The organism is Nocardia brasiliensis IFM 10847, from assembly GCF_000710915.1.
GTDB lineage: Bacteria > Actinomycetota > Actinomycetes > Mycobacteriales > Mycobacteriaceae > Nocardia > Nocardia brasiliensis_A.
Genome location: NZ_BAUA01000015.1, coordinates 34,390 through 59,451, shown reverse-complemented (window position 1 = coordinate 59,451; position 25,062 = coordinate 34,390). Strand labels below are relative to the sequence as shown.

Here is a 25,062-nt window from a genome sequence, read left to right as displayed (position 1 = left end):
TTACGCGGGCCGCTCCAACGCTTCGACCTGGCCCGCGACCACCCCGGTGAGGATCGCCCGGGCGGTGGCGAGCAGTTCGGCGACATCGGAAGTGGTGAGTTCGTAGGTCACCGAGAGCCCTTCACGGCGCGCGGTGACCAGCCCGGCACGACGCAGAATCGACAGCTGCTGCGACAGGTTGGCCGGCTCGACGCCGATCTCGGCGAGCATCTCCGACACCGCGCGCTCACGCTCGCTGAGAAGTTCCAGTACACGAATACGCACCGGATGGCCGAGGGTCTTGAAGAAGTCGGCCTTCATCTGATAGAGCGGTCGTTGCACTCCAGGCATGCGCACACCGCTCCTTCCGCTGCCGATAGGCGCCGAAATTGATGATACTCCCTTGATTGCCGAGTTTAGCAATCAGTACAACCACCCTCGCGAGCATCGCACAGTCTCGCGACACCACTCCCGACAGTTCCGGGATATCGGCCGAGAGGCCCGCACCCCGCGCATCACCAGCGGCCGGGGATGCCCGAGCACACCCGCGGACTTTAGCTGCTTCAACCGCAGCCCGCTGTGCCAATCTCCGCTCGCGCGAACGCATGACAGTCCTACACTCGATGCACCGCGCCAACTCTGCTGGACGTCAACGCGGAAGAGTCGTTCTCCACAGGAGTCCGGCCCGCCGAATCGCCTCAGCCAACCTGGATTTGAGACTCGCCCTGGTCGCGGCCGACAAGCCGGACGAAGCGGCGAACGTCACGCTGGCCGCCGTCACCGCAGGACGCCTCGCCCCTCGAACTACTGGCACGCATCCGAAGTCATCGCCGAAATCGAGGACCGCGACGCAGCGGTTGTCCGCGATGGATACGAACCAGGACAGGTCGACAAGAGAGGGGTCCGGGGGCGCGGCATCGGGACTGGCGAGCCGGGCAAAACAGAGGCTGGACACCAACCGGGACAGGTCGGCAAGGGAGGGGGTCCGGGGGCGCGGCATCGGGACTGGCGAGCCGGGCAAAACAGAGGCTGGACACCAACCGGGACAGGTCGACAAGGGAGGGGGTCCGGGGGCGAAGCCCGCCGGGCGGGGCGTGGGGGCTGCGCCCCCACAAGACACGCGGAACCGAAAAAAGCTCGCGCTCTTTGCGAGCACGAGCCTTCGATTCGGTGGAGCTAAGGGGACTCGAACCCCTGACCCCCACACTGCCAGTGTGGTGCGCTACCAGCTGCGCCATAGCCCCGAGTGGGTTGCTTTCAGGTTTCCCTGACTGCCTGAACGAAGTTACACCACGGGTGTGGTGGCGGCCAAATCGCCTTGAATTGGGGGTGGCGGAGGGGGTTTGCGGGTCGTAGACTCGAACGCATGTTCGAAGGAGGCGGTTCCTCGGTGATGGACTTTCAGGCCATGAGCGATGAGGGGTTGATCGAGGCCCTTCGGACGGCGCATGGGGCTGCTGCGGCGGCGCAGGCGGCGGAGGTGTTCGCGGTACGCGAGTTGTATCGGCGGCATCGGGCGTCGAGTGCGGAGCCCGGGCCGGGTGGGGTGCGGGCGGGTGAGTTCGCGGCGACCGAAGCGGCGATGGCGGTCCAGGTCGACGAGGGGTCGGTCGCCGCGATGATCGATGTGGGGTTGGCGCTGGAGGGGTGGTTGCCGCGCACGCGAGCGGAGTTCGCGGCGGGGCGGATCGATCTGGCGAAGGTGCGGGTGGTGATCGATAGCACGCGCGCGGTGGCCAGGGAGGTGCTCGACGAGTTGGAGCCGCGGTTGCTGGAGACCGCGACCCGGACCACGCCGGTGCGGCTGCGGCAGACGGCGCGGCGATGGGTGGCGCGGTTGGATCCGGTTGGCGCGCAACGGCGGCGGGAGCGGCGTCAGGACGATCGGGACGTGCGGATTCGGGCGATCCAGGACAGCATGGCGGTGTTCGACGGGGTGTTGCCCGCGCCGGGCGCGCAGACGGTGGCGATGCGGCTGCGGGAGATGAGTTTGCAGGTGTGTTCGGCGGACCCGCGGACGATGCCGCAGCGGCGCGCGGATGCACTGGTGGCGTTGGCGGACGGTTCGGGACGATTGCGGTGCACGTGCGGACGTGGCGAACGATGTCCGAAGCGGGAGGTGGCACAGCCGCCGCGGCGGCCGCTGATCCAGATCGGTATTCCGGCGGACACGCTGCTCGGCATGACGGAGGCGCCGGCGTTCCTGGCCGGTTACGGCCCGATCGATGCGGCGCTGGCGCGGATGGTCGCCGAACATGCTCGGTTCCAAGTGATTCCGGAGCGGTCGGACGCCGAGGAGCCGGTCGCCGCCGAACAGGTCGCGTACACACCGCGATTGGCGCGCGAGGTGCGCGCCCTCGATGGCATGTGCCGGTTCCCGAATTGTGTGATGCCCGCGGCGGAATCCGAACTAGCACACCATCGCTCCCCCGCCACCCGCGCCGATGTGACGACACTGTGCACCCGGCACCACCGCTTGAAAGTGTTGGTGGACAAGCGAAAAGTGCCGTGGGCGACCTGGCTGGCCGAGGCCGACCGGCTGCAGTGGACCACGCCCACCGGCGCGCAGCAGACGACTACGCGCGAAGGTGCGCGATACCTGTTCCCGCACAACGATTCCGACGCGCCCACCGCGCAAGCACCGACCGTCGAGGCGAGCCCCCGCTCGTTGGCCGACGATATCGCCTATCCCCTGCGCGGTCACGTCCTGGTCCATCGGCAACTGTGCCGGATTACCCCGGAGGACGAAATCCCCGATGACACAGCAACTCCCGCGGTCGACACCGCGTACTGAACCACGAGTTCGACCGGCACGGATCCGTGGTGACGAGGCAACGGTTCCCGCGGTCGAGCAGCCGGGCCGGGGCGTCGGCAACCGGAGTCGACGCCCCGCCCACCGACCACCCGAAATCTCGACGCGCAGCAGTCCCGGGTTACTGGGGAAGCCGGGCCGGCGCCGTCGAGCAGGCCGGGCCGGCGACTGGTGGAGTCGCCGGCCTTGCCTGACAACGGAACTTTCGGCCGCACAACAGATCACACCGCACAGACCAACCGAATGCTCGACAGCGGCTATCCGGCCGGCTGGGGAAGCCGGATGGCCCGTCGAGCGGGCCGAGCCCTCGCAGCATGCGACGGCTCGGCCCCGGAACCCACTGGATGCCCTGAAACCAACCGGGTGCCGTCGAACCCGCTGGGGCGCCCCGGAACCACCCGAATGCTCGGCGCCGCGGTCCCGGGGAACTCTGGGAGTCGGATCGCGCGCCGGGCGGGCCGGGCCGTGACGGGTGGTGCGTCCGGCTCGGCCCTCGGACTCAGGACTTGACGGCTATTCCGCCGACGATGATCTGCTCCACCAACGGAAGGGGATCGCGCACGATAGTGTCCGGCTGCCAATTGCTCAGCGGCACCAGGCCGGGCTCGACGAGTTCGAAACCACGGAACAACCGGAGGATCTCCGCTTCGGTCCGGAAGCGTCCGGTGCCGAGGAATTCGAGGAACGACCGCTCCAGCGCCCGCGATTCGGGGCCGTTGTCGAGGAAGTGCGTGACGAACAAATGGCTGCCGGCCGGCACCCCGTCCAGGTATCCGGCGACAACGCCTTCCGGATCTTCGTCGTCGTGTAGGTGGTGCAGCATGCCGACGAGCAGGATCGCCACCGGTTCGGTGAAATCGATCATCTTCTGCACATCGGGATGCGCCAGCACGGCCGCCGGATCGCGCAAATCAGCGGTGATGACCCGAGTTTGACCGTTGTCACCGAGTAACGCCCGCCCGTGCGCCAATACGATCGGGTCCTTGTCGACATAAACGACTTTTGCGTCCGGCTGGAACGCCTGCGCCACCTGGTGGGTGTTCTCCATGGTGGGCAGCCCGGCGCCGAGGTCGAGATACTGCTTCAGGCCTGCCTTTCCGGCCAGGTATTTGACACCACGACCGAGTGCGGCGCGATTCAGCTTCGCCAGTTCGTCCACGTCGGGCATCGTTTGCCGGAGATGTTCGATGACTCGCTCGTCGGACGGATAAAAATCCTTGCCACCGAGTAGCGCGTCGTAGACTCTCGAGATGCTCGGCTTGCTCACGTCGAAATCAACGGGCGCCGACTCGGAACTCGTCATCGTTCATCCTTCGGGCGGACTCGGACAATTGACCGTATTCGAAAAGCCTAGCTACACAGCCACATGCGGCGCGGGCCAATGACACAATCGGGCACTCACCACTACCGGGTCAGCACATCCACCCAGTCCGCGTTGCTCACATCGATCTTCGTCTTGCCGTCGAACACCGCGGGAGTCGCCGCTGTGCCGTCGAGCGCCTCGCCGAGCGCCGCGGTCGCGGCGGTGGCGGTGACCTTGGCCTGATCGACCCGGGCACCGGTGGCTACGCACTGCAACTGCGACTCCGGCGCGCCCGCAACCCGGGCGAGCGCGGCGAGTTCGTCGTTGCTCAGATCCGCACCGCCCTCGCTCGGTCGCTTGGTGGTGAACAGTTCCATGTGGAACTTAGAGTACACCGGCCCCGAACCGCCCTCAGCGACACACTGATTCGCGGCCACCGCCCGGCTGGAATAGTCCTTGCTCCGCGAACGGGCATCCAGGAAGTTCACCAGCCGGTAGCGCACCGCCAGTTTGCCCTCGTCGATTTTCTGCGCGATCTCCTGGCCGTAGATGCGTTCCAGATTTCCGCAACCGGGGCAGAGCGGATCTTCGAAGATATCGATCGTCTTCTTGGCGTCGACGCGCCCGAGCAGAATCGAACCGTCCGGTTCCAACTGTGCCCGGACCGAGGCGTCCCGCACCGGTCCATACCCGTCGTTACGCACACTCGCCTCGTCGTGCCCCCAGTTGAGCGCCGCGACGACGATCACCGCGATCAACGCGAGGGCCACCGCCCCCAGCGCGTACGTGGTCTTGCTGGACATGGGCCGCGGGGTGTAGTTCGAACGCGATTCGCTCACCCCTCACACTCTGCCGCAACGCCCGCGGTGCCGACGCGCCACCCCCGCACGCTGCGACGACCCCTACATGCGGCGTCGACCCGCAAGGCAACGACGACCCGCACAGGTAGCATCCGCACCCTCAACGGCCCGTGGTGGCCTCGTGCGATCTGTCCACACCCGGCCGCGCCGCCCGGTCCTCTTCGGCGACAGCGGGTTCGGCCACCGGCGGCACCGCACTGTCCGCGATGGGCGCACCCGCGACCTCGGTCACCGCCTGATCGACCTTGTCCCCGCGGGCCGACAACTGATGATCGGCGCCATCCGCACCACAGAGGTGGTCACAGTCGACCGTTTCTTCGGCGGCCCGCTTGCGCAGCGGCTCCGGCACGATCGCCCACCCGACGGCCGCGACGGCGAGCAGCGCACCGGTCACGGCCAGCGCCAGCCCGTAGGACGCCTGCTGCGCCAGCGCACCGACCGCGACGGGGCCGAGCACGGTGCCGAAGTCGGCCGCCATCTGGAATCCGGCCAGCACCGGTCCGCCGCGCGCGTTCGGCCCGATGATGTCGGCGACCGCGGCCTGCTGCGTCGGGGTGAACATGCCTGCCCCGAGCCCGGCCACGAACGACGTGATGAGCAACCACGGCAGGGTGTCGGCGATACCCAGCCCGGCCGTGCCCAGCGCGCACACCAGCGAGCCCGCGATCAGGAAAGGTTTGCGCCCCAGGCGATCCGAGTACCGGCCGGCGAGGAAGAGCACCGCGACATTGCCCGCGGCGAACACGGTCAGCGCCACCCCGGCCATGCCCGGCGTCTGGTGCAGCACCTCGACCACGAGCAACGGCACCAGCGCCATCCGCACGCCGAAGATCGCCGCGCCGTTGGCGAAGTTGGACCACAGCACCGCGCGGTACTCCGATCGCGCCCACGCCTCCCGGAACGACATCATCCGCACGCCGCCGACGGGTTCGGGGGCGGCCAGCTGCGAATCGCGCAGCGCCAGATACACCGCGACGGTCACCGCCAGCAGCGCGACCGCGTAGATCACGAACGGCATCCGCAGCCCGAGCCCGGACAGCGCACCACCGACCAGCGGCCCGCTGACCGACCCGATCAGGAAGCTGGTCGACCACAGCCCGGACACCCGTCCGCGCGCGGCGGGCGGCGACATCCGAATCACCAGCGCCAGCGAGGACACCGTGAACATGGTCGACCCGATCCCGCCGAGCGACCGCAAAACCATCAACTGCCAGTAGCCTTGGGCCAGCGCGCTGGCACCGGTGGAGACCGCGACGATCAGCAGGCCGCCGAGATACACCGACCGCTCACCCAGCCGCTGCACCAGTCGTCCGCTCAACGGCGCGAAGAGCAGGCGCATCAGCGCGAACGCGCTCACGATCGCCGAGGCCGCCGCCACTCCGACCCCGAAGCTGCGCGCGAACTGCGGCAGCACCGGCGCGACCAGGCCGAACCCGATGGCGATGACGAACGCGCCGCCGACGAGCACCCAGATCTCGATGGGCAGGGCTGCGGGGCGGTCGCTCCGGACGCTCGATCTACCGCCGGCCGATCCGTCACTCACCGGATAGCGCCTGTCCCACCACTTCCTCCGCGGCCGCCTGCACCTGCGCCAGATGCTCGGGACCGTGGAACGACTCCGCGTAGATCTTGTATTTGTCCTCGGTGCCCGACGGGCGGGCGGCGAACCAGGCGTTCTCGGTGGTCACCTTGAGGCCGCCCAGCGGCGCGCCGTTTCCTTTCGCCCTGGTGAGCACGGACGTGATGGGCTCACCGGCGATCTCCTTGGTGGTGATCATGTCCGGAGTCAACTTCGCCAGCAGTGCTTTCTGTTCCGGGGTCGCGGCGGCGTCGATCCGCGCGTAGGCCGGAGTGCCGTACCGCTTTTCGAGTTCGACGTAGCGCGCCGACGGGCTCTGGCCGGTGACCGCGGCGATCTCGGCGGCGAGCAGCGCGAGCAGGATGCCGTCCTTGTCGGTGGTCCAGACGGTGCCGTCCATCCGCAGGAACGAGGCGCCCGCGCTCTCCTCCCCGCCGAAAGCGAGGCTGCCGCTGAACAATCCGGGCACGAAGAACTTGAACCCGACGGGCACCTCGTGCACATCGCGGCCGAGCACGCCGACCACCCGGTCGATCATCGACGAGGTGACCACCGTCTTGCCGATCTTGGTGAGCGCGTCCCAGCCCATCCGGTTCGCGACCAGGTATTCGATGGCGACCGCGAGGAAGTGGTTCGGGTTCATCAGCCCGCCGTCGGGGGTGACGATGCCGTGCCGGTCGGCGTCGGCGTCGTTGCCGGTGGACAGGTCGTAGTCGTCCTTGATCGCGATGAGCGAGGCCATCGCGTACCGCGAGGACGGATCCATCCGGATCTTGCCGTCGCTGTCCAGCGTCATGAAACGCCAAGTGGGGTCGACGAACGGGTTGACAACCTCGAGCTCGAGGTCGTAGCGCTGCCCGATCTCCTCCCAGTAGTCGACGCTCGCCCCGCCCATCGGGTCGGCGCCGAGCCGGATGCCCGCGCCGCGAATCGCGTCCAGGTTCAACACGTTCGGCAAATCGGCGATGTAGTGGCCGAGGTAGTCGTAGCGCTCGACGTTGGTCTCCAGCGCGTGCTGCAGGGTGGTCCGCTTGATCCCGGACAGGCCGCTGCGCAGCAGTTCGTTGGCGCGCGCGGCGATGGCGTCGGTGGCGGTGTTGTCGGCCGGGCCGCCGTGCGGCGGGTTGTATTTGAAGCCGCCGTCGCGCGGCGGGTTGTGCGACGGCGTGATCACGATGCCGTCGGCCTGGTGCTTGGTGCCGCCCCGATTATGGCGCAGCACAGCATGACTCAGCGCGGGCGTCGGCGTGTATCGATCCCTGGCGTCGATCATCGCCACCACATCGTTGGCGGCGAGCACCTCGAGCGCGGTGACCAGCGCGGGCTCCGACAGCGCGTGCGTGTCCCTGGCCAGGTACACCGGACCGGTGATCCCGCGCGTCGCACGGTATTCCACGATCGACTGGGTGATCGCGAGGATATGCGCCTCGTTGAAGGCGGTGTCCAGGCTCGAGCCGCGATGCCCGGAGGTGCCGAACACCACCTGCTGTGCCGGATCGGACGGATCCGGGATGCGACTGTAATAGGCCGTGACCAGGTGGGCGATGTCCTCCAGGTCGGTGGGACGCGCGAGTCGCCCTGCTCGATCATGGGCCATGCTCGGGTCTCCCTTCCGTATCGGCTGCGCCCTGCTCGTCATCAGGATCATGTCCACAACCACTGTGTCGTCGACGTCACGGCGAATACCGCGACGAGGCTTGTGCTGAACGTGATCAGCGCGCCGCGCAGACCGGCGGCAGCCGGCAGCCAGTTGCCCGCACCCGCGCCGACCAATCCACCGAGCAGCGCCGAACCGACAATGTTAACGGTCGGTGCCCCAAGTGGCAGCAGAGACTCGAAACGTGCTGCTACGGCACGGTCCACGGGGTAGTACGGCGGTGTCATCGGGCGGCTCCCTGCCACAGCTCCAGTGGCGAGAGCGCGACGTTGATGGTGGCGAACAGTTCCGCGTTCTGTTCGACGAACGCGCGCAACCGCTCCGGTTCGTCGACGAGCATCAGCACCAGCGGCAGATGATCGGCCATGTCCAGAATGCGCGTGGTGTGGATGCGTGAGGACGCGCCGTAGCCTTCGATGCCGCGCCAGACGCTCGCGCCGGCGAGACCGGTGTCCCTGGCCCGGCTGACTATCTCGGCGTACAGGGGCGCGTGTCGCCATTTGTCGTCTTCGTCCAGCAATATCGTCAACCGCGCCGCCGGCTGCCACTGTCCCGCTTCATTCATGCCCAGGCCCCCTTTCGTCGCGCCGTCGACCGCAGAGTCGTGCCAGTTGTCCCCCGGCGACGCCACTACCGATCCCCCCCGAGCCACCCGACCCGAGCAGTCTACGAACCGCGAGGCAGTAGGTGAAGTAGTACAGCCGCCGAGCACTCCGATCCGGAGAACGGGACGCAGCAGTCTGTGGGCTACCCATCCCGCGGGGTGCGGAACCATCAGGATCCCGATGGCAATGCATCCCATGACATTTACCGTATCCAGGCAATGTTATCGGTTGGACCGGACGGTCCGTTCAGCCGCACCCCACCCGCGCGAAGACTGCGAACAGTGTTGTTCATTGACATCCCGGCCAGTTCCGCGTACGAATGGCCTGAAGGTTTGGCCGAAGTTGTCTCCCCCCACTTCACCTCTCAGGTCGGAGCAACGATGGCGGCACAGCGGGCACAACCGAATGCACACCCCACGGCGAAGACAGCACGCCGAGCGGGTCATCAGCAAATATCCGGCAGACGGCTAGGCGTCCGCCGGACACTGCGGCGACTCTCCATCGCGGCACTCGCGGTGGCGGCGGCCGGACTCGGTCACGCGGCTCCCGCGGTGGCCGCGCCGATCTACCCCGTCGCCGACGGCGACGGGTTCTATTGGGCACCACCGGATGTCGGAAACTTCCAGCCCGGCGACGTGATCCGCAGCAGGCCGGTGGCCGCCAACGGCTTCCCCGGCGCGTCCGCGTGGCAGCTGCTGTACCGGTCGAGCAATTCGGCGGGCGATCCGATCGCCGCGATGACCACCCTGCTGCTGCCCCCGGGCGGTGGCATGAACCGGCCGCTGGTGTCCTATCAGCCGTTCGTCAACTCGCTGGGCCTGCAGTGCGCGCCCTCGCACAGCATCTTCAACGGCACCATGCAGGAGGCGCCCGCGCTGAATCTGCTGCTCGCCCGGGGCTGGGCGGTGGCCGTGCCGGATCATCTCGGACCGATGAGTTCCTACGGCGCCGCGAAGCTCGGCGGCAGGCTGACCCTCGACGGCATCCGCGCCGTACAGCGTTTCGGCCCAGCGGATCTGCGGCTCAGCCCGGTGGGCATGGCCGGTTATTCGGGCGGCGGCATGGCGACCGGTTTCGCCGCGGCGCTGGCCCCCGAATACGCGCCTGAGCTGAACATCGTCGGCGCCGCCCAGGGCGGTGTCCCGATGAACATCGGCAAGCTGGCGCTCGACGTCGGCATGCAGCCGAGCCCGCTGTTCGGGCTCGGGTTCGCGGCCGCCATCGGCCTCGAGCGCGAATACCCGGGCGAGCTGCCGATGGACCAGGTGCTGAACCCGGCCGGCCTGGCGTTGCGCAGTCAGCTCGCCAACGCGTGCACCCAGGAGATCATCAACGCGGGCGCCAACAAGAGCTTCGGCGACGTCTTCTTCGGTGATATGTACGCCGATCCGACGGTGGCGCGCATCCTGCACGAGAACAGCATCGAGATCTACCCGGGCGTCCCGCGCACGCCGATCTACGAGTGGCACGGCGCGAACGACCAGGTCTCGCCGCAGCTCGTGCGCGACGTGCTCGGACGCTACTGCGCCGCAGGCGTTCCCGTGCTGCTCAACATGGTGCCGGGCGCCGACCACGGCACCGCGATCGCCGCGGGCGCCCCGGAGGCATTCACTTACCTCGGCGACCGCTTCGCCGGACTGCCCGCCCCAAGTAACTGCTGAACCACTTGCAGACGACACAGCGCCCGCGTTCACATCGAACGCGGGCGCTGTGCTGTGTTGTAAAGCCCTACCGAAAGCAATCCACCCAACCCCCGCACCACGGAGCGAGTCTTACGAGCGACCCGTTCGCGGCCGTCTCGCGGCCGAGCGGTCGAAGCGCGCGCGCCGCAGGCGCAAGTCTCGACCGCTCGGCCGCGAGACACCAGGGGCCGCGAACCACGCCGCGGCCACGCGGCCAGCAATTCAGTGCACGATGACGGGCTCGCCTTCCGACGGAGCAGGCACCGTGTTGGGCATCAGCACGGCGGTGATCACCGCGCCGGCCACGAAGATCGCGGTCGCCCACCAGAAGCTGGTGGTGTAGCTCTCGACCGCGGACTGCGCGACGGTCAGCGGGTCCGGCGTGCGCGAGGACAAGTAGTCCGTGGCGGCCGAGGCGGCGATCGTGCTCAGCAGCGCCGTGCCGATCGAGCCACCGACCTGCTGGCTGGTGTTGATCATGGCCGAGGCCACGCCGGCGTCCTCGTGGTGCACACCGGCGGTCGCGCCCTGGAACGCGGTCGACATCGCGCCACCGAGGCCGAGACCGAGCAGGATCAGCGCGGGCAGGATGTGCGAGGAGTAGCCGGTGTCCAGACCGATCTGGGTCAGCCAGGCCATGCCGCCGGCCGCGATCAGGAAGCCGCCCGCCATCACGATCTTCGGGCCGAGCTTGGGCAGTACCAGCGAGGGCACGGTGGTGGACGAGACGACCATCGCCGCGACCATCGGCAAGAACGCCAGACCGGTCTTGATCGGCGAGTAGCCCATGCTCAACTGCATGTAGTAGGTCAGGAACAGGAAGATCGCGAACATGCCGATGCCCATGACGAACACGGTCAGGAACGAACCGCCACGGGTGCGGTCCAGCACGATCCGCAGCGGCAGCAGCGGATGCGCGACCCGGCTCTCGATCACCACGAACGCTGCGAGCAGCACCGCACCACCGATGAGGAAGGCCAGCGTGACCGGGTTCGTCCAGCTGGTCGACTCGGCGTGGGAGAAGCCGTACACGATGCCGAACAGCGCCGCGGTCACCACGACGGTGCCGGGGATGTCGAGCTTGGGCCGCTCGTTGGTGACGTGCTTGGCCAGCAGCAGCACCGCACCGACCAGGGCAACGGCCGCGAACGCGAGGTTGACGAACATCACCCAGCGCCAGTTGGCCCATTCGGTGAGCATGCCGCCGAGCAGCAGGCCGATCGCGCCACCGGCGCCGGCGACCGCACCGAAGATGCCGAAGGCCTTGGCGCGCTCGGACGGTTCGGTGAAGGTCACGGTGAGCAGCGACAGCGCCGCGGGCGCCAGCAGTGCGCCGAAGACACCCTGCCCGACGCGGGCCGCGACCAGCATCTCGAAGCTGGTGGCCGCGCCGCCGACCGCGGAGGCGCCGGCGAAGCCGATCAGGCCGATGATGAAGGTGTTGCGGCGGCCGAACAGGTCACTGAGGCGACCACCGAGCAGCAACAGGCTGCCGAACGCGAGCGCGTAACCGGTCACGACCCACTGCCGGTCCCCGTCGGTGAAGCCGAGGTCGCGCTGCGCGGCGGGCAGCGCGATGTTCACGACGGTGGCGTCGAGCACCACCATGAGCTGTGCCACGCCGAGAGTGGCGAGCACCCACCAGCGCAGGGCGTGCGAGCCGCGACGGCCCTGGTCTGCTTTCGCGGGGGCGGGTGCCCCACGGTCGAACGTGGTAGTCATGTGTCCCCTTTGTCTCGAGTATTGATGCGGAGTTGGCGTCTCCGGTTACCGTGAAAAGCTACCACCATAACGGAGAGAACGCCTCCGCTTAATCCCGATACTTGTTAGGATGTGGGTGTGAATCACGCCACGGCACTTTCTCCGCCCCGCCGCCTGCGTGCCGATGCCGCGCGCAATCAGCAGCGGATCATCGCCGCCGCGCGCGAGCTGTTCGCCGACCACGGACTCGAGATCACCCTCGACGACGTCGCCGAGCGCGCCGGCGTCGGCGTCGGCACGGTCTACCGCCGGTTCGCCAACAAGAAGGACCTGATCACCGAGGTCTTCGAGCAGAACCTCCGGGAGTTCGCCGAAGCGGCCGACGCCGCCTATCGGCACCCCGATCCCTGGTTCGGCCTGGTCGAGTTCTTCGAGTACGCGTGCCGGCACATGGCGGTGAACCGCGGTTTCAGTTCGGTCATGCTCGAACTGGAAGAGGACAACATCGACCGCTTCGTGGTGGTCCGCGACCGGATCAAGCCGACCGTGACGGCCATCGTGGACCGGGCCCGCGAGGCCGGCGTGCTCGCCCCCGGCGTCGAGCCCTCCGATTTCTTCGCGCTGATCCACATGGTCGACGGCATCGCCGAGTTCTCCCGGTCGGTCAATCCCGATGTCTGGCAGCGCTACATGGCGATCGCCCTGAACGGCGTGCGCGCGGACAGCACCCCGCGCCAGCAGTTGCTCGTCCCCCCGCTCACCGACGTCGAGGTAGAGCAGGCGAAGGGCGCGTGCACGGGCCGCCGAAGGTAACAACTACGTTATAGAAAGCCCACATCAGGAGCCCATCCCCTACAGTTGGTCACATGACCAACTCGTGGGTGAACTGGGCTGGCGATCAGCAGTGCGCACCGGCAATCGTGGCGACGCCGCGCAGCACTGACGAAATCGCCGAGATCCTCGGTCGCGCAGCCGATGCCGGACAGACCGTCCGCGTCGCCGGAGCCGGGCATTCGTTCACCGACGCCGTCCTCACCGACGGCGTCCTGCTCGACCTGTCGAAGCTCGATCGCATCCTCGACGTCGACACCGCCACCGGGCGCGTCCGGGTCGAGGCGGGCAGCACCCTGAAGACGGTGAGCAACGCGCTGCACGCGCATGGCCTCGCATTTCCGAACCTGGGCGATATCGACGTCCAGACCGTCGCGGGCGCTACCGCGACCGGCACCCACGGCACCGGCGCTACGCTGCAAAATCTCTCGGCCGCACTGCATTCCATCGAACTGCTGCTCGCCGACGGCAGCACGGTGGAACTCAACGCCGAGACCGACCCGGACGGCTGGCGCGCGGCCAGGGTCAGTGTGGGCGCGCTCGGCATCGTCACCGCCGTGACGTTGCAAATGGTGCCGTCGTTCGTGCTCGAGGGCGTCGAACGCCCGATTCCGCTGGAAGACGTACTCGCAGAACTGGATACGCACGTCGACGGCAACCAGCATTTCGAGTTCTACATGTTCGCGCACAGCCCGCTGGCGCTGACCAAGCGCAACAACCCGGTCGAACTGGCCGAGCAGCCGCGTGGCAAGACCGTCGACTGGTTCGCCGATATCCTGATGTCCAACTACACCTTCGACGCGCTGTGCAAGCTGGGCCGCTGGCAGCCGCGCATGGTGCCGTGGATCCACCGGGGCGCCGCCTACGCGGGCAGTTATCGTCGTCAAGTCGATCGGTCCTACCGGGTGTTCGCCTCGCCGCGACTGGTCCGGTTCACCGAGATGGAATACGCGATCCCGCGCGCGCATTCCGCCGCGGCGATCCGCGAAATCAAAGCTCTGTCAACGAAGTTCGAGACGCCGATGCCGATCGAGGTGCGCTGGGTCGCCCCCGACGACGCGTTCCTCTCCCCCGCGGGCGGCCGCGAGACCTGCTACATCGCGGTGCATCAGTATCGCGGCATGGCCTACGAGCCGTATTTCCGTGCCTGCGAAGCGGTTTTCGACAAGTACGACGGCCGGCCGCACTGGGGCAAGCGGCACTTCCAGACCGCGGATACGCTGCGCGAGCGCTACCCCGACTGGGACCGCTTCGCCGAGGTGCGCCGCCGCTTTGACCCGAAAGGCCGTTTCAGCAACGGCTACCTCGAGCGCGTACTCGGCCCGCTCTGACCGATCACGTTCCGGCCGAAAGTATTTCGGCGACCAAACGCGGCACGGCCGTGCCGATGGGTTCGCGGACGAGTTCGGTAGCCATCGAGTCGTACGGGGTCGGCTCGGCATTGACGATGACGAGATCGGCCCCATTCTGCACGGCGACGGCGCACATCGACGCCGCCGGCTCGACCTGCAGCGAAGTGCCGATCGCCAGGAAAATATCGCTGGTCTCCGCGGTGAGCGCGGCCTTGGTCACGGCGCGCCGGTCCAACTGCTGGCCGAACATGATGGTGGCCGCTTTCAGCACGCCACCGCAGTTCGGGCACGGCGGATCGGCCTCGCCCGCCGCCACCCGCGCCAAAGCGTCGGCCATCGTGGCCTGGTAATCGCATTCGACGCAGACCACCTCGAACATGTTGCCGTGGATCTCGATCACCCGGTCCGGCGGGAAACCGCCGCGCTGGTGCAGCCGGTCGATGTTCTGGGTGATGAGGGTGACCGCCCGCCCGGCCCGCGCCAATTCGGCGAGCGCCCGGTGTGCGGCGTTGGGTTGCGCCTGCCAGGCCGGGTTGTCCCGGCGCGCGAGCCACGAGCGCCGACGCAGGTCGGGGTCGGCCAGGTAGCTGTCGTAGGTCGAAAGCAGTTCGGCGATCGGGTCTTTCGTCCACACACCACGCGGGCCCCGGAAGTCGGGAATGCCCGAGTCGGTAGAGATACCCGCCCCGGTGAGCACGCCGATCCGGCCGTCGCGACTGCGCCACTCGCTCGTCATAGCAACCAAGCGTAGGTCGCAGGCGACCCGAAGACGATGAGAGAATGTTACTCTGATTATCTCATCGCCTGAATGCTGCTGATCAAGGGAGATCACGATGACCGCCGCCCTCGACGCCACCCACCCAGCGACGCTGCCGCCCCGCCGCCCCTTCGAACCGGGCAGCCGACTGTGGGACGAGACCGGCCTGATCACGTTCTCGCTGACCGCGGGCTCGGCGTTCCTGTTGCAGACCATGGAGCCGAGCATCTCGGCCGTCGTCGACGAGCACTCCACCTTCCGCACCGACCCGATGGGCCGCGCGGTCCGCAGCATCGCGTCGGTGATGATGTGGATCTACGGCGGCGAAGAGGCCATCGCCGAGGCCGATCGGCTGCGCACCATGCACGCCTCGCTCAACACCACCGACGCGCACGGCGTCCGGCACAAAGCACTGTCCTCGGGACCGTGGGCCTGGGTGTTGCACACCGGCACCTTCGCGTTCGCCGAGAACGCCAGGTACTTCGCCCGCAATCCGCTCACGGACGCGGAAAAGGAAGCGGTCTACCAGGAGATGGTGCAGCTCATGCGCAATTTCTCGGTGCCGCCCAAACAGATTCCGGCGAACTACCGGGAGTTCGAGCAGTTCTTCGCCGACCAGGTGGCCAACCACCTGGTGGCCACCGACACCGCCCGCGACTACCTGCGGGTGATCCGCTCGGTCGCGCCGCCGAAGCAGCTGCCGCGGGTGCTCGCGCCGGTCTGGCGGCGCGCGGCCGCCCCGATCGGGCGGATGCAGTACTTCGTGACGGTCGGCACCACGCCCGAGGTCGCCCGCGCGAAGCTCGGGCTCACCTGGACCGCGGGCGACGAGCGGAAACTGCGCGCGCTCGGCTGGGTGCTCGCGCGCACCATCCCGCTGCTGCCGGAGCGGCTGCGTTACTTCCCGATCGCCTTCGAAGCGCGGCGGCTGGAGCGAGACCGGCTGCGGCTGCGCAAGATGATCGATTTCCGGCCGATCTGAGGCATTCGGCCGGTCCGATTCATCCGTTGCACGTCAACGGTTTTCATGAGCTCCACCGCGTGGGCCGCACTGTCCGATGACAGCGCGGCCCGCGCCGTGGAAATACCGACCAGTCTCGAGCTGGCCGGCCGCGCGCCGCGATGCTTCGATTATTGCTGTGTAGCAACAACTTCGATGCCGCGATCGGCGTCGCGCGCCCGTCGCGGCAAGCGACCACCCGGTGCGCGGTAACGATCTTCGCCACGCTGGTATACGTATCCCGTACGCTTCGACAGCGTTTCGGCGACACCATGCCGGACGATCCGTCCGGCGGCACCGCATACTCCTTGCTCAGCTCACCCGAAAGGCGCCTCTATGCCGCACAAACCCAGCGTGCTGTTCATCTGCGTGCACAACGCAGGCAGATCGCAGATGGCCGCGGGGTTCCTCGGCGCGCTGGCCGGTGACCGCATCGAGGTCAGGACCGCGGGCAGCGCACCGGCCGCGGCGCTCAACCCGGTGGCCGTCGCCGTCATGGCCGAAGTCGGCATCGACATCGCCGGCCGCACCCCCAAGCTGCTCACCATGGACGCCGTCGGCCTCTCCGATGTCGTGGTGACCATGGGCTGCGGCGACGCCTGCCCTTTCTTCCCTGGCATCAGCTATCGCGACTGGGTCCTGCCGGACCCGGCCGAGCAGACCATCGATGTCGTGCGCACGATCCGCGACCGTATCCGCATCCTGGTGGAGAACCTGATCGCCGAACTGGTGCCCGCCCCGGCCCGCTGACCCTCCGGCCGCGTTGTCCGATTCGTTCAAGACCGCGGCGCACGCGGCTGGCTACCGTTCGGGTATGACTCCTCAACTCGACGTCGCCGGCCTTGTCGTCAGCGATATGAGCGCCTCGGTCGCGTTCTATCGGCGGCTCGGCCTCGACTTCCCCGAAGGCTCGGAACAGGCTCCGCATGCCGAGGCGGCGCTGCCGAACGGGCTGCGGCTGGCCCTGGACACCGAGGCCACGATCAAGTCGTTCCACCCCACCTGGACGCCCCCGACGAGCGCGGGCCGGATCGGCTTGGCCTTCCGCTGCGCCGATCCCGCCGAAGTCGACAGCGTCTACACCGATCTGGTCGACGCGGGCTATCACGGCGAACTGAAGCCGTGGGACGCGTTCTGGGGCCAGCGGTACGCGGTCGTGCTCGATCCGGACGGCAACGGCATCGACCTGTACGCCGCACTCCCCACCGACTGAAGCGGGTCAGCCGACATCCGCCGCGGCGGCGGTCCCCGATCGAGTCAGCACCTGCCCCAAGGGCATTCCGGTGAGATCTCGGACCTCGCGCGCCAGATGGGCCTGATCCGCATAACCGGCGCCGACCGCGGTCGCGGCGAACGACACGCCCGCGCGGGCCTGCGCCAGCGCGCGCTGCAGGCGCAGCACCCGCGCGAGCGTCTTGGGCCCGTATCCGAACGCGGCGAGCGAACGCCGATGCAGCAGCCGGGCATTGAGCCCCACCGCCGCCGCGGTCTCGCCCACGGACCAGCCCGCTGCCAAGGCCGAGACCACTTGCCGGAGCACCGGGTCGGGTGGTGGCACCTCGGTGGCGCGCCGCAGGACGATCGCCTCCATGGCCGCCAGCGGATCCGGCGCCTCGGTCAACTGATCGGCCAACCGCCGCACCGACGCCGGCGACCAGATCTGGTCCAGTTCGACGCGCTGGTCCCGCAGTTCCGCCGCGGACACCCCGAGCAAGGCCGGCGCGGTGCCAGGGAAGAAGCGCAACCCGGCATACCGGGTACCGGCCGCGACCACCGGCCGGAAAGCCCGGGTATCGGGTCCGGCCACCACCAGTCGTCCGCCGACCCACAGCAGATCCATGCAGCCGTCCGGCAACACCGGCACGGTGGCATCCCGCGCGGTCACCGTGCGGGTCCACGCCACGGCCTGCCCGAACCGCGACGGCCGCTCCCGGTACCCGCCTGCGCCCATGACTCGACGCTACCGGCACCCGCCGACAGGTCGCCTACGTTCGCGCCTGGCCGCCGAGAAGGGCAGTCCGGCTCAGCGCTGCGGCGGCACCGGAAGCACGCCGCGCGGAACCACGCGGACGAACGGCGCGGGATGGGCGGCCGCGATGCTCGAATCGGGGTCCTTGCACCCCACGGTGACCTCACCGGCGGGCGCGGAGGAAAACGTCCACACCGTGACCCAGTCCTTGCCATTGACCGTTTCGGTCTTTTTCACGTCGCTCGACCGGAGATCTTCGTTCCGTCCGGAACTGTCCACCGCGGTGCAGCGCAACGTATTCGCGGCGGCGCCCCAGTCTGCGGGCACTCGGATATCCATCACCGCGTCGGCGGGAATCGGGACCTTTTTGGTCTCGCCGAGCGCGATTCGCACACCGCCCGCTTCGTCGTCATTGTTCGAATCGGAAGCCGGAGCGGCGGAACTCGAGGTCGCCGCCCCACTCGACGAGGTCGATTCCCGGCTCGCCGACTTGTCGTCGGAGCACCCTGCCACCGCCACGGCGACCAGCGCCGGAACCACCAGCCAGCTCAATTTCACGAGTCAAACCTCTCGTCGCGCCCATTCACCAGGCGATTGGTACGGATCGGCGATCGAACACGGTGACGTAATCGCGCGGACCCCGCGGGCGCTGGTGAAACGTGACCACTCGGGAGCCGTACACGGCACCGACAGAGAGCATGTCAACTTCGGCGGCGAATGGAGCGTACACACGCCCGAAATCGCTGAGATATGCGGTAATTTGCCGAAGTAAGGACAGGTCGACCGCCGCCGTCATTCCTCCGTAGACTCGCTCCGGTGACTTCCCCTGTGGCTTTTCAGGCGATCGATATTCCACTCCCCGACGGCGCCGCGGACGCATACTTCGCCCATCCGGACGACGACGCCCGCCACCCCGGCGTACTGCTCTACATGGACGCGTTCGGCTTGCGTCCCTACCTGCGCGAACTGGTGGAGACCATTGCGGCGCAAGGTTTCAGCGTGCTCGCGCCGAACATCTTTTATCGCACCGGCCGCGCGCCGGTGCTGCCCATGCCGGACTTCACCGTGCCCGACGCGGGCGCGAAGTTCTTCGCCGAACTGGCGCCGGTGCGCGCCGCCCTCACGCCCGAGGGCGCCCTTCAGGACGCGCAGCACTACCTGGACTGGCTCGCCGCCGCCCCGGCCGTGACGCCGGGACCGGTGGGCACCACCGGCTACTGCATGGGCGGGCGGCTCGCGCTGCGCACCGCCGCGGCGTTCGGCGATCGCATCGCCGCCGCGGCCAGCTTCCACGGGGGCAACCTCGCCGCGGCGGACCAGCCGGACAGCCCGCACTTCGCGGCGCCCGGCATCACCGCGGAGGTGTTCGTCGCGCACGCCGATCAGGATTCGTCCATGCCGCCCGAGCAGATCGCCCGGCTCGAGCAGGCGCTGGACGCGGCGGGCACGCGGTACACCTCGGTCGTCTACCCCGACGCGCCGCACGGCTTCACCATGCGGGACGTCCCGGTGTACCGGGAGGACGCCTACAAGCGTCACCTGGAAGATCTTGTGACGTTGTTCCGTCGTTCGCTGTCCGCGGAATAAGTCTGAATCATCCTATGTTTCGTCTGGGGTCGGCTTCGACCCCAGCAATCGTTGGTTCGTGCCGTCACGCGACCAACCGGCCGGTTTTCGGGGACCGCTGTTCCCCGTTACCGCCGGTTCCGCTTAATGTTGTTCGGTAGGCGATCATCGGGAGGACCACATGGCGAAGCTGGTGGGGATGTGAGCGAAGAACGCGCCGCGGCCGCCGCGCCCGCGCGCTTCACGACGCGGATCGGATACCGGCAGGCCGCCTTCCCGGCGGACTCGTGGGTCCGGCCGGTGTTCATCGGTGTGGCTCTGGTGATCAGCGTGCTGCTCGTGTACGAGGCGCATCAGGCCGCGAACCACGGCGTCGACCACGCGTGGTTCGTCGCCGTCTCGCTCGCCGGCGTCTTCGTGGCCCGCGGGCTGCACCTGCGCAGGCCGATCACCCTGGCCCACTTCGCGGTCGCGCTGCTCGTCCTGGCCATCGCCCATCTCGCCTACCGCGCCGAACATCCCGGCTACGGTTTCGTACTGCTCGCGTCGAGCGGATTCCTGCTGGTGCTCCCGCAGTCCAGCCGACCGCAGCCCGATCAGCTGTACCGGGTCGCCGAACTCGTCGGCCGCACCGAGCGGGATCCGCTCGCCCCCTTCGCGCTGCACTCCTCGAAAACCTATTTCTTCAACGCGGATTCGACCGCGGGCATCGGCTATCGGGCCCGCTTCGGCATCGCCGTGGTCGCCGGCGATCCGATCGGTGACCGCGCCGCCTTTCCCGCGCTGCTCACCGAGTTCTCCGAGTTCGCGCTCAATCAGGGCTGGCGCATAGCCGTGCTCGGTGCGAGCCCGGAGCTGGCCGAACTGTGGCGCGTGCGCGCGCTCGAACACCGTGGGCTGCATGCCGTTCCGATCGGACGCGACGTGGTGCTCGAGGTCGATGACTTCGCGATGGTCGGCCGGCATTTCCGCAACCTGCGCCAAGCCGTCAGCCGTACCCGCAATTTCGGTGTCACCACCGAGATCGTGGACGAGTCGGCCCTGACCGACACCCGGCGCGCCGAGCTGCTCGGCATCGTCGACGAATGGGGCAAAGGCAGGCAGACCCGCGGCTTCTCGATGATCCTGGATCACCTGCTGGACGGCCGGAACCCGAACATGCTGGTGGTCATGGCCAAGGACGCGGACGGCACGGTGTCGGGCTTCCAGCGCTACGGCATCTCCGGGCGCGGCCGCGAGCTCAGTCTCGACGTGCCCTGGCGACGCAAGGGCGCCCCGAACGGCCTGGACGAGCGCATGATCATCGATCTGGTCGACTACGCCCGCGAGCACGGCATCAATCGTATCTCGTTGGCCTTCGCGCCTTTTCCGGAACTGTTCGCCGACAAAGAGAAGTCGCGCACCGCGAAACTGATGTATGCGCTCGTGCACCTCGGCGATCCACTCATCCGGCTGGAATCGCTGTACCGGTTCCTGCGCAAGTTCCACGCGCTGTCCGACCAGCGGTACGTGCTGATCCGCTGGCGCGAGGTGCTCATCGCGGCCGCCGCGCTGCTTACCCTGGAGTTCGCCCCGCACCGCCGCGAACACTGAGGAGCACAATGGAACTCGGCCACACCGATATCAAGGCCGCCGTCGCGCGGGTGGCGCACCGGGTGCGGCCGATCAGCCTCGCGCCCGCGGGTGACGGTGCGGGGAAGCTGTGGTTCGCGCTGGAACTGCTCCAGCACACCGGCAGTTTCAAGGCCCGCGGTGCGCTGAATTTCCTACTGGCACACCAGGAGAACGGCACCCTGCCCGCGGCGGGCGTGACGATCGCCTCGGGTGGAAACGCCGGGCTGGCCTGTGCCTGGGCGGCCCGGACGCAGGGTGTCGAAGCCACCGTGTTCCTGCCCGCCACCGCGCCGGAGGTCAAGGTGCGGCGACTGCATTCCTATGGCGCCACAGTGCATCTGGTCGGCACGCAGTACGCGGACGCGCTCGCGGCCAGCCAGGATTTCGCGGCCTCGACCGGCGCACTGCTGTCCCACGCCTACGACCATCCGTTGATCGCCGCGGGAGCGGGCACCCTCATGGTGGAGATCCAACAGCGGATACCCGACCTCGACACCGTCGTGGTCGCGGTCGGCGGCGGCGGATTGCTCGCCGGAATCGCCACCGCCGCAGACCATTACGGCATCCGAACGGTCGCCGTGGAGCCACGGAACTGCCGAGCGCTGCACGCCGCCGTCGAGGCCGGCCACCTGGTCGACGTCCCCGTCGACTCGATCGCCGCCGACTCCCTCGGCGCCCGCCGCGCCACCGCCTTGGCCCTGCACGCCGCCCAGCACTACCGCGTCGACTCGATCCTGGTAGACGACGAAACCATCATCGCCACCCGCCGCACCCTCTGGGAAGAGCACCGCCTAGCCGTAGAACACGGCGCCGCCACCGCCTTGGCCGCCCTCCACCCCGCGACCTACACCCCAGCCCCCGACGAAAAAGTCTGTGTAATCCTCTGCGGCGCAAACACCAACCCCTCCGACCTCGCGACCTAGTAACGAGCAGCTGTCGGGGAATGGATTGCGGGGCGGGTGGGGGGGTGGGGGGATTATGCTCGGGGCGTCTTCGATCCCGACGGAAGGCATGGCGCTATGGCGCTTGCATCGTTCATGGTTCCTCTCGGCACGCCGGCGCCGGATTTCGTGCTGCCCGATCTCGATCGGCGGGTGTATTCGCGGGCGGATTTCGTCGGGGGGCCGGGGTTGCTGGTTGTGTTCGCGTCCAATCACTGTCCGTACGTCAGGCATGTCGAGTCGGTGCTGGGCGAGGTGGTGGACTCGCTGCCGATGCCGGCGGTGGCGATCTGCAGCAACGATGTCGGGATTTCCCCGGACGACGCCCCGATCGGATTGCGCGATCAGGCGATTCGGGCAGGGTGGACGTTTCCCTATCTCATCGATGAGACACAGCAGGTCGGCCGCGCCTTTCGCGCCGCATGCACGCCGGACTTCTTTCTCTACGACGCGAACCTGACGCTCGCCTACCGCGGCGCGCTCGACGAATCCACGCCGGGCAACGGAAAGCCGGTGACCGGCAAGGAATTACGGTCCGCCATCGAGGCGGTTCTGGATGCCGCGCCGGTGCCGGAACCACACCGGCCGAGCATGGGGTGCTCGATCAAGTGGCGCGAGAGCTGAACTCGGCGCCCGCTGATGCGGGACAATAACCGCGGACAACGTCGCAGGCCGCACGGCCGGAGGAAAGGGGTGGGGACGTTGGCAACGATCGTCCTCGTACACGGCATCGCCCAGGAGCAGGCCTCGGCCGATACGCTGGAAGCCCAGTGGCTGCCCGGCCTCGCGGGCGGGGTGCGCAACCACGGCGATCTGGAACTCGCCGATCGCCTGTGGCGCAACGGCAGACCGGGTGACATCTCGACCAGGATGGCGTTCTACGGCAATCAGTTCCTGGCCGAAGGAGCGCAAGGCGGCGCGGTCGGCGATCTCGACGACGCACAGCTCGAGCTGATGGAGCAGCTCGCCGAACTCTGGTTGGCGACTGCCGCCGCGCACGCGGGCGACCAGCGGGACCGGTTGACCGCGCAGCGTCTCACCGCGGTGGTGCCGCCGGAGGCCAAGCCACAGGGCCCCAAAGCCGCACTGCGCCCGGCACTCAACGCCTTGGTGCGGCTGCGCTGGTTCGCGCCGTTCGGCATCGGGCTCGCGGAGAAGTTCGTGGTGCGCGCGCTGTCCCAGGTGGCCCGCTATTTCACCGACGAGAACGTGCGCGAGTACGCGCAACAGCAGGTGCTCGCCCAGGTGGGGCCGGAGACCGAGCTCGTCGTCGCGCACTCGCTCGGCTCGGTCGTCGCCTACGAGGCGCTGCATCGCGTCGACCAGGAGGTGACCCTGCTTACTATGGGTTCCCCGCTCGGCCTGCGCACCGTCATCTACGATCGGCTCCGCCCGCAACCGGCCACGGTCCCGAAAGCCGTTGCCGCTTGGCACAATCTGGTGGACCGGGACGATCTGGTCGCCGCGCATCTCGATCTGACCCCGTTCTTCCCGCCGTTCCCCGGCGCCGGGGTGGTGCCGGTCACCGAGGAACCACTGGACAACGGCGCCAGCCCGCACGACTCGACGCACTATCTGACGAAGGCGCTCACCGGCGGCATCGTCGCGAAAGCACTGACCGCCTAACGCTTCTCGGCCAGCTCCGGCGCGGGCGCGGCGACCTGCGCGCGGTCCCGCCACAGCAGTACGAGCGCGAGAACCAAGCCCGCCAGCGTCAGCATCGCGCCCACGAGCGGGATCGCACGCAGACCCGAGCCGTCGCCGAGCACCCAGCCGCCCAACCGCCCCGCACCGGCGGCCGCCAACTGGAAGCCGGAGGCATTCACCGCGACGGCCAGGGTCGGCGCGGCGGCGGCCGCGGTGATCACCCGGGTCTGCATGCCGGGCACGATCGCGAACGCGAGCGCACCGATCACGAAAGTCAGTACCACCGCGGCGATTCGCCCGCCGCCGAGCGCCCAGAACAGCAACAGCGCCGCGGCGAGCACCGCGAGCAGGCTCGCCACGGCCGTCCGGGTGCGATCGGCGAGCCATCCGCCCACCTGATTGCCGACGACCGCACCAGCGCCGTACACCAGCAGCAGGACCGGCACCGCACCCGCGCCGAATCCGCTGAAATCAGTGAGCAACGGTGCGATGAAGGTGAAAACGGTGACCACACCGATATTTCCGAGCACCGTCAGCGCAATCGCCGACCAGACTGCCCGGTCACCGAACACGCGCAACTCCCCGAGGACCGATTCGGCGGCGGTACCGGGCGCGTCCGGCAGGTACCGCAGCACCACCGGCAAGGCGAGACCCACACACAGTGCCACCGCGACGAAAGTGGCTCGCCAGCCGAAACTTTGACCGATCAGCGCGCCGATCGGCGTGCCGAGCACGATCCCGAGGTTCAATCCGAGTGCTACCCGCGCGACGGCGGAGGCTTGTTTCCCGGGTTCGGCCGTCGACACGGCGGTGGCGATCGCGACCGCGAAGAAGGTGGCGACGATCAGTCCGGCCGCTGCCCGCATTGCCAGCAGCACAGGGTAATTCGGCGCTAAGGCCGAGCCCAGGTTGGCGAATATGGCGAATACGACCAGCCCGGCGACGAGCCGCCTGCGCGACATCCGCGCGGTCAGCAGGGTCACCACCGGCCCGCCGACGATCATGCCGATCGCGTAGGCGGTCACCAGCATGCCCGCGGCGGGCACCGAAACCGATAGTCCGCCGGACACTTCCGGCAGGATCCCGGCGATCACGAACTCCCCGGTCGTCAGACCGAAGACCACCAACATCAGAGATAGCACAGCAGGGCGCATCAGAGCATCCTCGGATAGTTCGAACTCAAATGATATGAATTAGAACTATCACA

General features: G+C 68.2%; 24 protein-coding genes and 1 tRNA gene. 12 read left to right on the top strand and 13 right to left on the bottom strand.

Features of this window, described 5'->3' with window-relative positions; all coding sequences use genetic code 11:
- The gene (locus tag NBRGI_RS03790) at positions 1 to 330 is read right to left on the bottom strand and encodes an ArsR/SmtB family transcription factor (RefSeq protein WP_029892853.1); all 330 of its coding nucleotides are present in this window, start codon (positions 328 to 330) and stop codon (positions 1 to 3) included.
- 820 nt (positions 331 to 1,150) lie between these two features.
- Positions 1,151 to 1,223, bottom strand: a tRNA-Ala gene (locus NBRGI_RS03785).
- Between the two features lie 122 nt (positions 1,224 to 1,345).
- On the opposite strand from NBRGI_RS03785, the gene NBRGI_RS44930 reads away from it, so the two are divergent.
- Positions 1,346 to 2,773, top strand: coding sequence for a DUF222 domain-containing protein (locus NBRGI_RS44930; RefSeq protein WP_051727477.1), 1,428 nt, complete (start codon positions 1,346 to 1,348; stop codon positions 2,771 to 2,773).
- Positions 2,774 to 3,290: 517 nt separating this feature from the next.
- On the opposite strand, the gene NBRGI_RS03775 is transcribed toward NBRGI_RS44930, so the two are convergent.
- The 6 genes from NBRGI_RS03775 to NBRGI_RS03750 all read right to left on the bottom strand — a co-directional run bounded on the left by NBRGI_RS03775 (position 3,291) and on the right by NBRGI_RS03750 (position 8,755).
- The gene (locus NBRGI_RS03775; RefSeq protein WP_029892851.1) at positions 3,291 to 4,094 is read right to left on the bottom strand and encodes an SAM-dependent methyltransferase; all 804 of its coding nucleotides are present in this window, start codon (positions 4,092 to 4,094) and stop codon (positions 3,291 to 3,293) included.
- Positions 4,095 to 4,195: 101 nt separating this feature from the next.
- Positions 4,196 to 4,933, bottom strand: a complete 738-nt coding sequence (locus tag NBRGI_RS03770; RefSeq protein ID WP_029892850.1) for a DsbA family protein — start codon at positions 4,931 to 4,933, stop codon at positions 4,196 to 4,198.
- Positions 4,934 to 5,054: 121 nt separating this feature from the next.
- Complete coding sequence (locus tag NBRGI_RS03765) at positions 5,055 to 6,497, bottom strand: MFS transporter (protein WP_029892849.1); 1,443 nt, start codon at positions 6,495 to 6,497, stop codon at positions 5,055 to 5,057.
- A complete protein-coding gene (gene pgm / locus NBRGI_RS03760; protein ID WP_029892848.1) occupies positions 6,490 to 8,130 on the bottom strand; it encodes a phosphoglucomutase (alpha-D-glucose-1,6-bisphosphate-dependent) in 1,641 nt (546 codons plus the stop codon). Before pgm ends, NBRGI_RS03765 begins: the two co-directional genes overlap by 8 nt.
- A gap of 47 nt (positions 8,131 to 8,177) precedes the next feature.
- Complete coding sequence (locus NBRGI_RS46105; protein WP_081877912.1) at positions 8,178 to 8,417, bottom strand: hypothetical protein; 240 nt, start codon at positions 8,415 to 8,417, stop codon at positions 8,178 to 8,180.
- The gene (locus NBRGI_RS03750; protein WP_029892847.1) at positions 8,414 to 8,755 is read right to left on the bottom strand and encodes a DUF190 domain-containing protein; all 342 of its coding nucleotides are present in this window, start codon (positions 8,753 to 8,755) and stop codon (positions 8,414 to 8,416) included. Before NBRGI_RS03750 ends, NBRGI_RS46105 begins: the two co-directional genes overlap by 4 nt.
- Positions 8,756 to 9,280: 525 nt before the next feature.
- Here NBRGI_RS03750 and NBRGI_RS03745 point away from each other — a divergent pair.
- On the top strand, positions 9,281 to 10,456 hold the full coding sequence (locus tag NBRGI_RS03745) for a lipase (protein ID WP_029892846.1): 1,176 nt from the start codon (positions 9,281 to 9,283) through the stop codon (positions 10,454 to 10,456).
- A 243-nt stretch (positions 10,457 to 10,699) separates the two neighbouring features.
- Here NBRGI_RS03745 and NBRGI_RS03740 read toward each other — a convergent pair whose 3' ends face one another.
- A complete protein-coding gene (locus NBRGI_RS03740) occupies positions 10,700 to 12,199 on the bottom strand; it encodes an MFS transporter (RefSeq protein WP_029892845.1) in 1,500 nt (499 codons plus the stop codon).
- A 117-nt stretch (positions 12,200 to 12,316) separates the two neighbouring features.
- Here NBRGI_RS03740 and NBRGI_RS03735 point away from each other — a divergent pair, with 117 nt between their 5' ends.
- Both NBRGI_RS03735 and NBRGI_RS03730 read left to right on the top strand, forming a co-directional pair.
- On the top strand, positions 12,317 to 12,991 hold the full coding sequence (locus NBRGI_RS03735; RefSeq protein ID WP_029892844.1) for a TetR/AcrR family transcriptional regulator: 675 nt from the start codon (positions 12,317 to 12,319) through the stop codon (positions 12,989 to 12,991).
- Between the two features lie 53 nt (positions 12,992 to 13,044).
- Complete coding sequence (locus NBRGI_RS03730; RefSeq protein WP_029892843.1) at positions 13,045 to 14,340, top strand: D-arabinono-1,4-lactone oxidase; 1,296 nt, start codon at positions 13,045 to 13,047, stop codon at positions 14,338 to 14,340.
- Between the two features lie 4 nt (positions 14,341 to 14,344).
- Here NBRGI_RS03730 and NBRGI_RS03725 read toward each other — a convergent pair whose 3' ends face one another.
- A complete protein-coding gene (locus NBRGI_RS03725) occupies positions 14,345 to 15,097 on the bottom strand; it encodes an SIR2 family NAD-dependent protein deacylase (protein WP_029892842.1) in 753 nt (250 codons plus the stop codon).
- Between the two features lie 97 nt (positions 15,098 to 15,194).
- Here NBRGI_RS03725 and NBRGI_RS03720 point away from each other — a divergent pair, with 97 nt between their 5' ends.
- From NBRGI_RS03720 to NBRGI_RS03710, 3 genes are all read left to right on the top strand, one after another.
- Positions 15,195 to 16,100: an oxygenase MpaB family protein gene (locus NBRGI_RS03720; RefSeq protein ID WP_029892841.1), complete on the top strand. Its 906-nt coding sequence runs from the start codon at positions 15,195 to 15,197 to the stop codon at positions 16,098 to 16,100.
- A gap of 354 nt (positions 16,101 to 16,454) precedes the next feature.
- The gene (locus tag NBRGI_RS03715; RefSeq protein ID WP_029892840.1) at positions 16,455 to 16,868 is read left to right on the top strand and encodes an arsenate reductase ArsC; all 414 of its coding nucleotides are present in this window, start codon (positions 16,455 to 16,457) and stop codon (positions 16,866 to 16,868) included.
- A 64-nt stretch (positions 16,869 to 16,932) separates the two neighbouring features.
- Positions 16,933 to 17,331, top strand: a complete 399-nt coding sequence (locus NBRGI_RS03710; RefSeq protein ID WP_200882112.1) for a VOC family protein — start codon at positions 16,933 to 16,935, stop codon at positions 17,329 to 17,331.
- Between the two features lie 6 nt (positions 17,332 to 17,337).
- Here NBRGI_RS03710 and NBRGI_RS03705 read toward each other — a convergent pair whose 3' ends face one another.
- Together NBRGI_RS03705 and NBRGI_RS03700 are read right to left on the bottom strand one after the other, a co-directional pair.
- Positions 17,338 to 18,069: a DUF6597 domain-containing transcriptional factor gene (locus tag NBRGI_RS03705; RefSeq protein WP_029892838.1), complete on the bottom strand. Its 732-nt coding sequence runs from the start codon at positions 18,067 to 18,069 to the stop codon at positions 17,338 to 17,340.
- Positions 18,070 to 18,141: 72 nt separating this feature from the next.
- A complete protein-coding gene (locus NBRGI_RS03700; RefSeq protein WP_148310677.1) occupies positions 18,142 to 18,645 on the bottom strand; it encodes a hypothetical protein in 504 nt (167 codons plus the stop codon).
- 258 nt (positions 18,646 to 18,903) lie between these two features.
- Here NBRGI_RS03700 and NBRGI_RS03690 point away from each other — a divergent pair, with 258 nt between their 5' ends.
- From NBRGI_RS03690 to NBRGI_RS03670, 5 genes are all read left to right on the top strand, one after another.
- Complete coding sequence (locus tag NBRGI_RS03690; protein WP_235210839.1) at positions 18,904 to 19,674, top strand: dienelactone hydrolase family protein; 771 nt, start codon at positions 18,904 to 18,906, stop codon at positions 19,672 to 19,674.
- 180 nt (positions 19,675 to 19,854) lie between these two features.
- Positions 19,855 to 21,246: a bifunctional lysylphosphatidylglycerol flippase/synthetase MprF gene (locus NBRGI_RS03685; RefSeq protein ID WP_029892834.1), complete on the top strand. Its 1,392-nt coding sequence runs from the start codon at positions 19,855 to 19,857 to the stop codon at positions 21,244 to 21,246.
- 8 nt (positions 21,247 to 21,254) lie between these two features.
- A complete protein-coding gene (locus NBRGI_RS03680) occupies positions 21,255 to 22,190 on the top strand; it encodes a threonine/serine dehydratase (RefSeq protein WP_029892833.1) in 936 nt (311 codons plus the stop codon).
- A 96-nt stretch (positions 22,191 to 22,286) separates the two neighbouring features.
- Positions 22,287 to 22,832 (top strand): thioredoxin family protein, encoded by a 546-nt coding sequence (locus tag NBRGI_RS03675; RefSeq protein ID WP_029892832.1) that lies wholly within the window; start codon positions 22,287 to 22,289, stop codon positions 22,830 to 22,832.
- Positions 22,833 to 22,901: 69 nt separating this feature from the next.
- Positions 22,902 to 23,834 carry a hypothetical protein gene (locus tag NBRGI_RS03670; protein WP_081877911.1) on the top strand — a complete coding sequence of 311 codons (933 nt, stop codon included), beginning with the start codon at positions 22,902 to 22,904 and terminating at the stop codon, positions 23,832 to 23,834.
- Here the strand turns inward: NBRGI_RS03670 and NBRGI_RS03665 are convergent.
- Positions 23,831 to 25,009, bottom strand: coding sequence for an MFS transporter (locus NBRGI_RS03665; RefSeq protein ID WP_029892830.1), 1,179 nt, complete (start codon positions 25,007 to 25,009; stop codon positions 23,831 to 23,833). The genes NBRGI_RS03670 and NBRGI_RS03665 overlap by 4 nt on opposite strands.
- Positions 25,010 to 25,062 lie beyond the last annotated feature (53 nt).